This window comes from Streptomyces sp. NPDC029956, assembly GCF_055574655.1.
The window spans coordinates 70,990-83,646 of sequence record NZ_JBVHZJ010000020.1 but is presented as its reverse complement, the minus strand read 5'-3'; the positions used below and the strand labels follow the sequence as shown (position 1 = coordinate 83,646).

General features: G+C 72.5%; 13 protein-coding genes. 9 read left to right on the top strand and 4 right to left on the bottom strand.

Annotation, left to right across the window (positions count from 1 at the left end):
* The first annotated feature begins 142 nt into the window (after positions 1 to 142).
* Positions 143 to 325 carry a hypothetical protein gene (locus ACZ4XX_RS18440; RefSeq protein ID WP_055600984.1) on the top strand — a complete coding sequence of 61 codons (183 nt, stop codon included), beginning with the start codon at positions 143 to 145 and terminating at the stop codon, positions 323 to 325.
* 6 nt (positions 326 to 331) lie between these two features.
* On the opposite strand, the gene ACZ4XX_RS18435 is transcribed toward ACZ4XX_RS18440, so the two are convergent.
* Both ACZ4XX_RS18435 and ACZ4XX_RS18430 read right to left on the bottom strand, forming a co-directional pair.
* The gene (locus ACZ4XX_RS18435) at positions 332 to 1,681 is read right to left on the bottom strand and encodes an ABC1 kinase family protein (protein ID WP_468508912.1); all 1,350 of its coding nucleotides are present in this window, start codon (positions 1,679 to 1,681) and stop codon (positions 332 to 334) included.
* 68 nt (positions 1,682 to 1,749) lie between these two features.
* The gene (locus ACZ4XX_RS18430) at positions 1,750 to 2,889 is read right to left on the bottom strand and encodes a TOMM precursor leader peptide-binding protein (RefSeq protein ID WP_468508911.1); all 1,140 of its coding nucleotides are present in this window, start codon (positions 2,887 to 2,889) and stop codon (positions 1,750 to 1,752) included.
* A gap of 212 nt (positions 2,890 to 3,101) precedes the next feature.
* Between ACZ4XX_RS18430 and ACZ4XX_RS18425 the strand changes: the two genes are divergently transcribed.
* The 4 genes from ACZ4XX_RS18425 (at position 3,102) to ACZ4XX_RS18410 (ending at position 7,012) form a co-directional block, all read left to right on the top strand.
* Positions 3,102 to 3,677 (top strand): M48 metallopeptidase family protein, encoded by a 576-nt coding sequence (locus ACZ4XX_RS18425; protein ID WP_468508910.1) that lies wholly within the window; start codon positions 3,102 to 3,104, stop codon positions 3,675 to 3,677.
* Positions 3,678 to 3,877: 200 nt separating this feature from the next.
* Positions 3,878 to 5,542: a TerD family protein gene (locus tag ACZ4XX_RS18420; protein ID WP_468508909.1), complete on the top strand. Its 1,665-nt coding sequence runs from the start codon at positions 3,878 to 3,880 to the stop codon at positions 5,540 to 5,542.
* Between the two features lie 14 nt (positions 5,543 to 5,556).
* Positions 5,557 to 6,237 (top strand): AIM24 family protein, encoded by a 681-nt coding sequence (locus tag ACZ4XX_RS18415; RefSeq protein ID WP_468508908.1) that lies wholly within the window; start codon positions 5,557 to 5,559, stop codon positions 6,235 to 6,237.
* 19 nt (positions 6,238 to 6,256) lie between these two features.
* A complete protein-coding gene (locus ACZ4XX_RS18410) occupies positions 6,257 to 7,012 on the top strand; it encodes an AIM24 family protein (protein WP_468508907.1) in 756 nt (251 codons plus the stop codon).
* A 58-nt stretch (positions 7,013 to 7,070) separates the two neighbouring features.
* Here the strand turns inward: ACZ4XX_RS18410 and ACZ4XX_RS18405 are convergent, their stop codons facing one another.
* Both ACZ4XX_RS18405 and ACZ4XX_RS18400 read right to left on the bottom strand, forming a co-directional pair.
* Positions 7,071 to 7,589 (bottom strand): NUDIX hydrolase, encoded by a 519-nt coding sequence (locus ACZ4XX_RS18405; RefSeq protein WP_468508906.1) that lies wholly within the window; start codon positions 7,587 to 7,589, stop codon positions 7,071 to 7,073.
* On the bottom strand, positions 7,586 to 9,019 hold the full coding sequence (locus tag ACZ4XX_RS18400) for a zinc-dependent metalloprotease (RefSeq protein WP_467715281.1): 1,434 nt from the start codon (positions 9,017 to 9,019) through the stop codon (positions 7,586 to 7,588). The genes ACZ4XX_RS18405 and ACZ4XX_RS18400 overlap by 4 nt, the downstream gene beginning before the upstream one ends.
* 214 nt (positions 9,020 to 9,233) lie before the next feature.
* Here ACZ4XX_RS18400 and ACZ4XX_RS18395 point away from each other — a divergent pair, with 214 nt between their 5' ends.
* The 4 genes from ACZ4XX_RS18395 to ACZ4XX_RS18380 all read left to right on the top strand — a co-directional run bounded on the left by ACZ4XX_RS18395 (position 9,234) and on the right by ACZ4XX_RS18380 (position 12,525).
* On the top strand, positions 9,234 to 10,343 hold the full coding sequence (locus ACZ4XX_RS18395) for an SDR family oxidoreductase (RefSeq protein WP_468508905.1): 1,110 nt from the start codon (positions 9,234 to 9,236) through the stop codon (positions 10,341 to 10,343).
* 105 nt (positions 10,344 to 10,448) lie between these two features.
* Entirely contained in the window at positions 10,449 to 10,913 is a 465-nt protein-coding gene (locus ACZ4XX_RS18390) for a molybdenum cofactor biosynthesis protein MoaE (protein WP_468508904.1), read from the top strand.
* A gap of 322 nt (positions 10,914 to 11,235) precedes the next feature.
* A complete protein-coding gene (locus ACZ4XX_RS18385) occupies positions 11,236 to 11,370 on the top strand; it encodes a hypothetical protein (RefSeq protein ID WP_468508942.1) in 135 nt (44 codons plus the stop codon).
* A gap of 66 nt (positions 11,371 to 11,436) precedes the next feature.
* A complete protein-coding gene (locus ACZ4XX_RS18380) occupies positions 11,437 to 12,525 on the top strand; it encodes a YlbL family protein (RefSeq protein ID WP_468508903.1) in 1,089 nt (362 codons plus the stop codon).
* Positions 12,526 to 12,657: the final 132 nt, after the last annotated feature.

The window sequence follows — 12,657 nt, the reverse complement described above, 5'->3', positions numbered from 1 at the left end:
GTCCCTCCCCCCCCCCCCCCCCCCCCCCCCCCCCCCCCCCCCCCCCCCCCCCCCCCCCCCCCCCCCCCCCCCCCCCCCCCCCCCCCCCCCCCCCCGGTGCGTTGTCGGGTCCGCGGAGCTTCGTCGGGTTATCGTCACAAGGGTGAACGACGCCCGTACCCCCGAGGGGCCCCTCGTCTGCGCGCGCTGCGGCAAGACGGCCGACACCCTGCCGCTGACCTGGACCTGCTCGGTGGAGAACGGCCGGCGCAGCTACTTCTGCGAGGACTGCGCCCGCGCCAACATCCGCGCGATCGAAGGCCGCCTGGACTCCTCCTGGTGGTGACCTCCGTCAGTCCGAGTCGGCCGTCACGAAGCCCGGAAGCCACTCCTCCAGCTCGGCCCGCAGGCGCACCGTCGCGTTCAGCTGGCACAGCACCCCGATGGTGCTCAGCGTCACCCGGTGTATCAGCAGGTACGAGGGCGGCAGATTGAGCTGCTTGCCCAACTGATGGGCGGGGGAGCGCGGGTCGGCGATGCGGGCCGCCTGGGTGCGCATCCAGCCCCGGGTGAAGAGGAAGGACTCCGCCTCGGCCGGCTCGATGATCGGCAGCAGGTACTCCAGGACCGCGTCGGGGTCGAGTGCCACGGACTTCTTCACGAAGCCGTCCGCCCGCAGCAGCTCGTAGACGGTCTCGGCCTCACCCTCCAGCGTCATCCGCAGACAGGTGCCGATCGTCTCCGGCAGCCCGCCCGGAAGCCGGTCCACCGTGCCGAAGTCGAGCACGCCGAGCCGCCAGCCCTCCGGTCCCTCCTCCTCGTCGGCGCCCGGCAGCAGCCGGAAGTTCCCCGGGTGCGGATCGGCGTGCAGCAGACCGGTGCGCGCGGGGCCAGAGAAGAGGAAGCGGGCCAGGAGCTGGCCCGCACGGTCCCGCTGCTCCTCCGTACCGTCCGCGATCACCTCCGCGAGCGGGATGCCGTCCATCCACTCGGTCACCAGGACCTGGTCCGCCAGGTGCACCACCGCCGGCACCCGCACGTCGGGGTCGTCGGCGAACTCCTCCGCGTGCTTCTGCTGGGCCGCCGCCTCCAGGGCGTAGTCCAGCTCCTCCGAGACCCGGTCCCGCATCTCGGTGATGAGCGGCTTGATGTCCATCCCCGGGATCAGCGGACCGAGCAGCCGCGCGAAGCGGCTCAGTTGCGTCAGGTCCGAGAGCAGTGCCTCCCCGGCGCCCGGGTACTGCACCTTCACCGCGACCTCTCGCCCGTCGTGCCACACGGCCCGGTGCACCTGCCCGATCGACGCGGCCGCCGCCGGCTTGTCCTCGAACTCCAGGAACAGCTCCCGCCACTCCGCGCCCAGCCGCTCCTCGAGGACGGCGTGCACGGTGCGCGTCGGCATCGGCGGCGCCGCGTCCTGAAGCTTCGTCAGGGCCGCCCGGTAGGGCCCGGCCACCTCCTCGGGAAGGGCCGACTCGAAGACGGACAGCGCCTGCCCGAACTTCATGGCCCCGCCCTTGAGCTCACCGAGCACCTTGAACAGCTGCTCGGCCGTGCGCTGCTGGAGCTCGCGGGCGACGATCTCCGCCGATCTCCCGCCGATCCTCTTGCCCAGGCCCCAGGTGGCCCGGCCCGCGAAGCCGAGTGGCAACGCGGCCAACTTGGCGGTCCGGGTGACCGCCTTCCGGGGAAGATCAGACATACGCCCCTCCAAAACCCAGACTGTCGTGCCGCGCAGGGCGGTCAGCCCTGCCGTGCCGCGCAGGGCCGTTACCCCGCCATTGTGTCCTGCGCGTCTCCGGCTGCCGAGGCGCGCTCCCCCTCTCTGTCGCGCGCCGCCCCGCAGGGGCAGGCCGGATGGGGTCGCAGCCGCTCCGCCCGCCACTCCAGCAGCGGCAGTGACGTCTCCCAGCGGGTGCCCGTGCTCGCCGGGAGGTCCCCGTCGAGGAAGGCAAGCGCGTGCGCGGCGGCAAGACCCGCCACCGCCGTCGCGAGGCCCAGGTCGCAGGCGGGCAGGGGATGCCGGGCGCCGGAGCGCCACTGGGCGAGGAGCCGGGGCCAGTCCGACTCCCGGTCCGTCCGCTCCTCCTGAAGGCACCGCGCGCACGCCGTGCCGCCCGGCAGGACGAGCGGCCCGACGACTCCCGTCGCCTCGATGACCCCGGCGTACAGATGCGGGGTCCCCGTGGTGACCCACCGCTGTGCGGGGAGCGGATCGGGGACGTAGGCGCCGAGACCGTCCCGCGGTGTCACCACGACGAGTGACAGCCCGACCCCGCCGGAGCCTTCACCCGGTCCACCCGGGCCGCGCGACCTCCGCCACCGGCCGACCAGCCGGCGGGCCGCCGCCGCCCGTCGCTCGCCGACCGCCTCGACCGGCAGCCCGCCCGGGGCCGTCTCCCAGGGCTCGACCCGTCCCGAGTCGACGACCTCGATCCCGCCCACGCCCGCCGCCGCGAGCAGCGCCGCCACCGCCGCCCCCACCCGCCCCGCGCCCCGGACCTGGACGCGCGCGGCCCGCCGGGCCGCCAGGGTCCGTACCGCCCGCTCCGGCTCGGGGTGGACGACGGAGAGGGAGGCGAGGTCGGCGCGGAGCGGATCGAGGGCGGTGTCCACCGCGCCGGCCGTCGGCCCCGCCTTCCCCGGCCGCCCGGCCGAGGCGTCGGCGAGCAGCCCCGCCGACTCGAGCCGCCCGAGCAGCGCGTCGAGCCGTCCGGGCGGCAGACCCAGGGTCCTCGCCTCGGCCCGGAGCAGCTCGGTGCCTCGGGTGCCGTCGAGCAGCCCGAGCAGGGTCCCCGTCCCCTGGTCGACCGGATCGAGCACCACAGCGTGCGCGGGGGTGACCCCGAACTGCACGCTGCGAAGACTCCGCCAGGCGCGCCGCAGCGCCGGCTTCACCATCGGATGCATTTCCCCCGCCCCGCATTCATGATCGACAGCTTCAAGATCGACGACGTCCTTTCGCCGCCGAGTCGAGAATGCCCCGCCGCCGTGACGGTCGCCGAAAGTTGTCCACAGGCAAGGGGATTAGTCATTCGAATCGTGTGGGGTGTGAGCGGATCGTTGCCGAAACCACACCGGAGGCGGGACTTCCCCCGCTGACAGCGGGTAACGTCGGGGCCGTGCCCGCCGACCCACAGCGCAGCGTGACCGACAAGCCGCACCGCGGTGCGGGGACGAGTGCGGTCGAGGTCCGCAGAAGCCCACGACGGAGCAGAACCGTCTCGGCCTACCGCGAGGGCGACCGCACCATCGTGCTCATCCCGGCCCGGATGTCCGAGGCCGAGGAGCGCCGCTGGGTCGGCGTGATGCTGGACAAGCTCGCCGCCCAGGAGAGCCGCAGCGTCCTCGGGGACCGCGAGCTGACCGAGCGGTCGTTGCGGCTGTCCGAGCAGTACTTCGGCGGCCGGGCCCGCCCCGGCTCCGTGCGCTGGGTCACCAACCAGAACACCCGCTGGGGCTCCTGCACCCCCTCCGAGGGCAGCATCCGCCTCTCCCACCGGCTCCAGGGCATGCCCGAGTACGTCGTCGACTACGTCCTCCTGCACGAGCTGGCCCATCTGCTCGTGCCCGGTCACGGCCCCGGGTTCTGGCGGCTCCTGGAGGCCTACCCCCGCACCGAGCGGGCCCGCGGCTACCTGGAGGGCGTGGTCGCCGCCGAGCGCCTGCCGCACCTCCCGGGCGCTCGCGAGGAGTAACCCCGGGCGCTCATGGGAAGCGCCCCTCCGCTCGCGTGGAGTAACCCCTTCCGCTTGCGGGGAGTGACGCCGGGAGCACGTGCGCGTGACCGGGGTTTCCCGATTCGGTACCGAAAACGACCTGCGCTGTCTCAATGTCGCACTCAGCGGCTAGCCTGGCGCGAGCATTCGCCATTCGGGATGGGGGACGGTCGTTACGCATGGCCAGGGAATTCCAACGCGGCCACAAGGCCAAGATCAGTGATCTCACCGCGGGTACCGATCTGTACATCGGTGTGCAGATCGCGGCACCGGGACTCACCTTCGACATCAGCTGTTTCGGACTCGACGCGGACGAGCGGCTCTCCGACGACCGCTACTTCGTCTTCTTCAACCAGCCGAAGACGCCCGAGGAGTCCGTCCAGCTGCTCGGGGCGCAGTCCGGTGACACCGAGTCCTTCCGCGTGACTCTCGACCGCATCCCCGCCACCATCCACAAGCTGTCGTTCACCGCGACCATCGACGGCGCCGGCCAGATGTCGCAGGTCGGCCCCGGTCACCTCCGGATCGTGGCGGGCGGCGAAGAGGTCGCCCGGTACGCCTTCACCGGCGCGGAGTTCACCACCGAGCGCGCGGTGATGCTCGGGGACTTCTACCTCAAGGACGTGTGGCGGTTCGCCGCCGTCGGCCAGGGCTTCGACGGGGGCCTCGACGCGCTCCTGCGGAACTTCGGCGGCGAGGTCGCCGAGGAGGAGCCCGCAGCCCCGCAGCAGCAGGCCGCGCCCGGCTTCGCCCCGCCCGCACAGGCGACGGCGCCCCCGGCGTTCGGCGCCCCCGCGGCACCGGCACCCGCCTTCGGCGCGCCTCCGGCCCCCGCCCCGGCTCCCGCGCCCGCGTTCGGCGCGCCGCCGGCTCCGCCCGCGCCCGTGCCGCCCGCGCAGCCGGTGCACACGGCGCCGACCATGGTGGCGCCGATGGCGCCCGCCCCGGTCCCGCCGCCCGCCCCGGCCCCCGCGCCGTACGGGCAGCAGCCTCCCGGCTACGGCCAGGTCCCGGGACAGCCTCCGGGGCAGTACCCCGGCCAGGTGCCGCCGCAGGCGCCCGGCCAGTACCCCGGTCAGCAGCCGCAGGCGCCCGGCTACGGCCAGGCCGCGCCCGCCCCGTACGGTCAGCAGCCGGGGTACGGCCAGCAGCCCGGCGTCCCGCAGGGTGTCCCGGCGACCGGAGCGGGCCTCGCCGCCGCGCTCGCGCCGTACAAGGAGACCCCCACCGGCGCCCGCTGGACCCCGCAGAACCAGCAGCTCATGCGGGTCGACCTCGCCATGGGCGGCATGCCCGTCCTCGCCCGGCAGGGCTCCATGGTCATGTACCAGGGCAAGGTCGACTTCTCGCACAAGGGCGCCGGCTTCACCGGCCGGATCGTCGGCAACGCCACCGGCCAGGAGATGCAGCTGATGCGCTGCACCGGCCGCGGCCAGCTCTTCCTCGCCGAGGAGGGTGCCCACCTGCACCCGATCGAGCTCCAGGGCGACGGCATCTGCGTCTCCGCGGAGAACGTCCTCGCGTTCGACGAGTCCCTGCAGTACGAGGTGCGGCGTATCGAAGGCCACGGCATCCCCGGCGGCGCCCTGTTCACCATGCAGTTCCAGGGCACCGGCACCGTCGTCGTGAAGACCCACGGCGTGCCCGTGGTGCTGCCCGTCACGCCGACCACCTTCGCCGACTGCAACGCCGTCGTGGCGTGGTCGTCCGCGTCCCAGGTCATCCTCTCCAGCCAGGTGCGGCTCCGCCGCAACGCCTACCCCGGCCACAGCGGAGAGACCGTGAACCTCCAGTTCCGGGGAGCCCCCGGCAACTTCATCGTCGTCCAGCCCTACGAGGTCTGAGGGAGCCCGAAGTCATGAACCAGCAATTCGCGGGCTACGCCCCGACCCCCGTCGCGGCCCGGATGGAGAACCACGGCCGCGCCATGCTCCAGGTGGCCATGGCCTCCGGGCAGGACCTCTATGCCCGGACCGGCTCGATGGTCTCCTACGAGGGCTACATCACCTACGAGCCCAACCCGCCCGCCGCCCGCCAGGTCGCCCAGCAGTGGGCCACCGGCGAGGGCGCGCCCATCATGAAGTGCTCCGGCGACGGCCTGCTCTACCTCGCCGACTACGGCGCCGACGTCGTCGTGATCAACCTGCAGAACGACTCGCTCTCGGTCAACGGCACCAACCTGCTCGCCTTCGACGCACACCTCCAGTGGGGCGTCGAGCGCGTCAAGGGACTCGCCAAGTTCGCCGGCCAGGGCCTGTTCAACGTCGAGATCGCCGGCACCGGCTGGGTCGCCCTGACCTCGCGCGGCACCCCGATCGTCGTCGACTGCGGCCGCGGCGACGACGAGACGTACGTCGACCCCGACGCGCTCGTCGCCTGGTCGCCGTCGCTCAAGGTCAAGGGCAAGCGCAGCTTCAAGGCCTCCTCCCTCATCGGGCGGGGCAGCGGCGAGGCATTCCAGATGGCCTTCTCGGGCCAGGGCATCGTCGTCGTACAGCCGAGCGAGGACAGCACCGACCGCCTGCGGGCCCGGGGCTGAGGGGGAGCGAGAACACACCATGCAGAGCCCGCTTTTCAACCACGCCGAACAGCAGAGCCAGGAGCGGTACGTCATCCAGAACCCGCAGCTCCTGCGGGTCAGCCTCACCGGGCAGGACGACGTCCTCGCCCGCAAGGGCGCCATGGTCGCGTACCAGGGACTCGTCGACTTCGACGGCGAGTACAAGACCCCCGGCCAGCGCCGGGCCCAGGCCCGCACCGGTGAGGGCCTCGACCTGATGCGCTGCTCCGGCCAGGGCACGGTCTACTTCGCCAACCTCGCCCAGTACGTCCACGTCGTGGAGGTCGAGCAGGAGGGCCTCACCGTCGACAGCGCCTACGTCCTGGCGCTCGACTCGACCCTCCACACCGAGGTCATCGCCGTCGACAGCCAGTACGGCGTCTCCGGCACCGGCAAGTACCAGCTCAACATCTCCGGCCGCGGCAAGGTCGCCCTGATGACCTCGGGTCAGCCGCTGATGATGCAGGTCACGCCCGAGAAGTACGTGAGCGTCGACGCGGACGCCATCGTGGCCTGGTCCACCGGGCTGCGCGTCCAGATGCAGGCGCAGACGCACAGCTCCAGCGTCCGCGCCCGCCGCGGCAACACCGGCGAGGGCTGGGAACTCAGCTTCCTCGGCCAGGGCTTCGCGCTCGTCCAGCCCAGCGAGGTCATGCCCCCGCAGAACGCGGCCATCGGCCAGGGCATCGCCGCCCAGTTCGGCGCCGGACAGCACGGCTCCCACGCGCAGAACCAGAACAACGCCTGGAACTAGTCACGGGTAGGGGAAGGGGGGGGGCGTCGAACGGCGCCCGCCCCCTTCCCACGTCCCGTCACAGACGCGCCAGCGTGCTCTCCAGAAGACGCACCACCGACGTGTCCGCCACGCCCGCCACCTCGTCGTACGTGAACCAGCGCAGGTCCAGCGACTCCTCGCTGATCTGCTCCACCGCACCGGCCGGGGCCAGCGCCGCGTACTGCACGTCCAGGTGCCAGTGACACGGCGCCGGGATCGGATGCCGGTCCAGCCGCACCGGGTCCGGCAGCAGCGTCAGCCCCGTGATCCCCGACTCCTCGGTGGCCTCCCGCAGCGCGGCCGCCTCGACCGTCGCGTCACCCGCCTCGCAGTGACCGCCCATCTGCAGCCACATGCCCAGCTTCTTGTGCAGGGTCAGCAGCACCCTCCCGCGCGCCGGATCGACCACCAGCGCGCTGGAGGTCAGATGCCCGGCCCCGCAGGGCTTGTACATGCCGTCCGGATGCGCGTCCAGATGCGCCAGATACAGGTCGCGCAGCTCCGGCTGGTCCCCGTACCCCTTCAGGACGAGGACCGCGTCGTCGTGCAGAGTCACTCCTTGCCGTCCCCGTCTTCCGGGGCGTCGCCCTTGGCCGCCTCGCCGAGCATCTTGTCGATCTCGGAGAAGTCGAGGTGCTCGCGGTGCACGAAGCCGTCCGGGTCGTCCAGGTCGGTCGCCGTCGGCAGCATGTCCGGGTGCTCCCACAGACCGTCACGGCCGTCGACCCCGCGCGCGTCCGTCAGCGACGCCCACAGGCGCGCCGCGTCCCGCAGCCGCCGCGGCCGCAGCTCGAGACCGATCAGCGTCGCGAAGGTCTGCTCGGCGGGACCGCCCGAGGCCCGGCGTCGGCGCAGCGTCTCGCGCAGCGCGTCCGCCGACGTGAGGCGCGACTTGGCGGCCTCGTGGACCACCGCGTCCACCCAGCCCTCGACCAGCGCCAGCGCCGTCTCCAGACGGGCCAGGGCGGCCTTCTGCTCCGGGGTGTCCTCCGGCTGGAACATCCCCTGCTGAAGGGCCTCCTGCAGCTGCTCCGGGTGCGTCGGGTCGAGCTGGCCCACCGCCTCCTCCAGCTTCGAGGTGTCGACCTTGATCCCCCGCGCGTACCCCTCGACCGCGCCGAACAGATGCGCGCGCAGCCACGGCACGTGGGCGAAGAGACGCTGGTGCGCGGCCTCGCGCAGCGCCAGGTAGAGCCGCACCTCGTCCGAGGGCACGCCCAGGTCCTTCCCGAACGCCTCGATGTTCAGCGGCAGCAGCGCGGCCCGGCCCGCGGGCCCGAGCGGCAGACCGACATCGGTCGAGCCGACGACCTCACCGGCGAGTGCGCCGACGGCCTGCCCGATCTGCTGGCCGAACATGGCGCCGCCCATGGAGCGCATCATGCCGATCAGCGGGCCCGCCATGGCCTGCATCTCCTCCGGCAGGACGTCGCCCATCGCCGAGCCGACCCGCTCGGCGACCGGGTCCACGAGCTGCTGCCACGCCGGCAGCGTCGCCTCGACCCACTCCGCGCGGCTCCACGCCACGGCCGTGCTCGCGCCCGAGGGCAGCGAGGTCACGCCGTCCAGCCACAGGTCGGCGAGGCGCACGGCCTCCTCGACCGCCGCCTTCTCCGCCGGGCCCACGCTGGCGTCCTTGGTGCCGTCGGCGGTGCCCTGGGCCACCACCTGGCGTGCGATCTGCTTGGCCATGTCCCAGTTCACGGGACCGCCCTCGTAGCTCAGCATCTGGCCGAGCTGCTGGAAGGCCGCACCGAGGTCGTTGGGGTTCAGCGAGCCGAACATCGCCGCGAACGGATTGTCCGCTCCGCCCGGCCCGCCCATCCCGGGCAGCCCGCCGAAGCCGAACGGGTTCGCCCCGAACGGGTTGCCGCCGCCCTGGCCACCGGACCCCTGGCCACCTCCGGCGGGGTCCTTCTTCTTGCCCTCGTCGCCGTTCTCCGGCTCCTCCGGCGGAAGGCCGAATCCGAATGGGGTGTCACTCACAGGTTTCCTCGGCTCGTAGGGCCGCCGGCCTCCTGCCGACGGCGACTGCCCGACCAGGGCCTGTCCAGACAGGCCCCGCACACCACCAGCGTAGACATCCGGGCCGGAAATGGGCTCGGTGCTCCGCCGGGCCGTGCCCTGCGGCAGGATGGACGCCACCTGGTCCGTACGCGTCATCCGTGTACGTACTGAAGACAACCGCTGGAGACGCCCGGTGAGTTCCCCAGATCCACAGGTTCGCGGAGCGCGAAACCTCTCAACCCGGTCCGCCGCGCGCGGCCCCGTCGTCGCGGTCACCGGTGCCGCTTCCGGCGTCGGTGACCTGCTGACCAGGCGCCTCGCCGCGTCCGACGAGGTCAAGAAGGTCGTCGCCATCGACGAGCGCCGCGGCGAGGTCGCCGAGGCGCAGTGGCACATCCTCGACGTGCGCGACCCGGCCATCGCCGAGAAGCTGCGCGGCGCGGACGTCGTCGTGCACCTCGCCGTCGATCTCGACCTGGAGACCGACCCCGCCGCCCGGACGGCCTACAACGTGCGCGGAACACAGACCGTGCTGACCGCCGCGGCCGCCGCCGGGGTCCACCGGGTGGTGCTCTGCACCTCCGCGATGGTCTACGGCGCGCTGCCCGACAACGACATCCCGCTCTCCGAGGACGCCGAGCTCAGGGCCACCGCGGAGGCCACCGGCGTGGGCGACATGCTGGAGATCGAGCGCCTCGGCCGCCGGGCCCCGCGCGCGCACCCCGGCCTCAACGTCACCGTGGTCCGCCCGGCCGTCCTCGTCGGCGGTACGGACACGGCGCTGACCCGCTACTTCGAGTCGCCCCGGCTGCTCGTCGTCGCCGGATCCCGGCCCACCTGGCAGTTCTGCCACGTGGAGGACCTGGTCAGCGCCCTGGAGTACGCGGCCCTCGAGAAGGTCGAAGGGGAGTTCGCGGTCGGCTGCGAGGGCTGGCTGGAGCAGGAGGAGGTCGAGGAGCTCTCCGGGATCCGGCGCATGGAGCTGCCCTCCGCCGTCGCCCTCGGCGCCGCGGCCCGGCTCCACCGGATCGGGCTCACCCCGTCACCGGCGGGCGACCTCGCGTACACGATGCACCCGTGGGTGGTCAGTGTCGGACGCCTGCACGACGCCGGCTGGCGGCCGAAGTGGACGAACGAGGAGGTCCTCGCGGCACTCCTGGAGGAGGTCGAGGGCCGTCACACGGTCGCCGGCCGCCGGCTGGGCCGCAAGGACGCCACGGCGGCGGGCGCGGCCGGTGCGACGGTGGCCCTGCTCGGTACGGCGGCGCTCGTCCGGCAGATGCGGAAGCGGCGGGGGATCTGACCGGGGAGGGGTTGCGGCGGCCTGTAGGACCCTCCTACGGAGGCCGCCGACGACCGGTCGAAACCGCTATTCCGGGATCTCGCGCGCGTACGGCACGATGGACGCATGGCACCGACGTCGTTTGACCACCCCGGCGAGCAGGCCGCCGCCGATCCGATCAAGCTCCTCGCGATCCGGGAGACCCCGCTCTCCCTCGACGAGGTCTTCCGGGCGGTCGGGGACGACGCCTCCGGCGGCACGACGCTCTTCGTGGGCACCGTGCGCAACCACGACGGCGGCGCCGACGTCGACGCTCTGGGCTACTCCTGCCATCCCACCGCCGAGGCGGAGCTGCGCCGGGTGGCGGAGAAGGTCGTCGCCGACTTCCCGGTCCGCGCGCTGGCCGCCGTGCACCGGGTGGGTGACCTGGCCGTGGGCGACATCGCGGTGATCGTGGCCGTCTCCTGCCCGCACCGCGGCGAGGCCTTCGAGGCCTCGCGCAAGCTCATCGACGACCTCAAGCACGAGGTCCCCATCTGGAAGCACCAGACCTTCTCGGACGGCACAGAGGAGTGGGTCGGTGCCTGCTGAAGCCCGTCACCCCTGGTTCGGGGGTCCCCCCGGCCGAAGGCCGGGGGAGGGTCGGGGCCTGCTGAAGCCCGTCACGCCTGGCCCGCTTCGGCCGTCCGGCGAGCAAGGCGACGCGCCGACGGGGCGTAGCCGAACGCCCGATTTGCGTAACCGCCCCCCAGGCGCGAGCGTTGACCTCACAGATGAGACAGTCTGCTGATCAACTCACTGGGGATGGGAGGTCGGGATGGCAGCGCTGGCCTGGTTGCTGATTCCGCTTTTCGCAGTCGTCGGCGCGGCGATATGGGGAAGCTGGGCTTCGAGGAACAAGACGATAGGTGACGTGGCCGAGCTCGCCGGTTACGCACGCTTCCGGGACGCGATGGAACGCGCCCACGCCACGACCCCCGATTCCGCTCGTCCCGAGCGCGAACCGGCCACCGCCGCGGGCGGTGCCGCCACCTCGCCGTCGAGCTGACGCCGGCCCGCCTCGGACGGACCGCCCCAGGGGTGCACCCACAGGCGAGTCCCGTACTGTCGTTCCATGCCACGCCGCACCGCGACGATGCTCGCCTCCACCCTGGTCCTGATCTGTCTGCTCATCGCGGGCGTCCTGATCCCGGTGCCGTACGCGGAGATGAGCCCCGGCCCCACGGTCAACACCCTCGGCGAGGCCAGGGGAGAGCCCGTCCTGCACATCGAGGGACGCAAGACGTACCCGACCGACGGGCACCTCAACATGACGACGGTCCGCGTCACGAGCGCGGACTACAAGATGAACGCCGTCGAGGCGGTCTACGGCTGGCTGGCCCACGACAACGTGGTGGTGCCCCACGACACGCTCTACCCGGACGGCAAGACCGAGGAGCAGTCGAGTCAGGAGAACGCAGAGGAGTTCAGCCAGTCCCAGGAGAGCGCCAAGGTGGCCGCCCTCAGGGAGCTGAACATCCCGGTCGTCTCCCGCGTCGTCGTCGGCTCCGTGATCAAGGGCTCGCCCTCCGAGGGCAAGCTGCACGCCGGTGACGTGATCAAGGCCGTCGACGGGGTGGCGATCACCGCACAGGCCGATGTCGCCAAGCAGGTCGTGAAGCGGAAGCCGGGCCAGGACGTCGAGTTCACGATCGTCCCCGCCAAGGAGGCGGCCGCCGCCGAGAAGGCCCGCAAGGAGCCCACCGTCACCCGGAAGGTGGTCATCACGACCACCACCTCCGAGGAGGGCGACCGCGCCGTCGTCGGCATCCAGGCCGGTACCGACCACGTCTTCCCGTTCACGATCGACATCAACCTGGCCGATGTCGGCGGCCCCAGCGCCGGGCTGATGTTCGCGCTCGGCATCGTCGACAAGCTCACTCCCGAGAGCCTCACCGGCGGCCGCTTCGTCGCCGGCACCGGCACGATCGACGACGAGGGCAAGGTCGGCCCGATCGGCGGCATCGAGATGAAGCTGGTGGGCGCGCGCAACGCCGGCGCCCAGTACTTCCTCACCCCGGCCGACAACTGCGAGAACGCCGCGAGGGACACACCCGACGGGCTCACCCTCGTCAAGGTGGACACCATCGACGACGCCGCGAAGTCGCTGGAGAAGCTCCGCGCGGGCGACACGAAGTCCCTGCCGAGCTGCTCGAAGAGCTGAGTCCGCGGGCGTACGTACGGGGGAAGGGGGGGCCCGGTGGTGGCCGGGGGGCCCCTCCCCTGTTTGACGGAGGGCAACCCCCCAAAGTCTCCTTCCGCGCCCCCGCAAGGACCAGCACCAAAGCTGGGGCGG

Excerpts from the sequence above, each read along its gene's own strand:
- ACZ4XX_RS18435 (WP_468508912.1), bottom strand. The coding sequence starts at position 1,681 with ATGTCTGATCTTCCCCGGAAGGCGGTCACCCGGACCGCCAAGTTGGCC.
- ACZ4XX_RS18380 (WP_468508903.1), top strand. The coding sequence starts at position 11,437 with ATGCCACGCCGCACCGCGACGATGCTCGCCTCCACCCTGGTCCTGATC.
- ACZ4XX_RS18430 (WP_468508911.1), bottom strand. The coding sequence starts at position 2,889 with ATGCATCCGATGGTGAAGCCGGCGCTGCGGCGCGCCTGGCGGAGTCTT.
- ACZ4XX_RS18390 (WP_468508904.1), top strand. The coding sequence starts at position 10,449 with ATGGCACCGACGTCGTTTGACCACCCCGGCGAGCAGGCCGCCGCCGAT.
- ACZ4XX_RS18420 (WP_468508909.1), top strand. The coding sequence starts at position 3,878 with ATGGCCAGGGAATTCCAACGCGGCCACAAGGCCAAGATCAGTGATCTC.
- ACZ4XX_RS18415 (WP_468508908.1), top strand. The coding sequence starts at position 5,557 with ATGAACCAGCAATTCGCGGGCTACGCCCCGACCCCCGTCGCGGCCCGG.
- ACZ4XX_RS18410 (WP_468508907.1), top strand. The coding sequence starts at position 6,257 with ATGCAGAGCCCGCTTTTCAACCACGCCGAACAGCAGAGCCAGGAGCGG.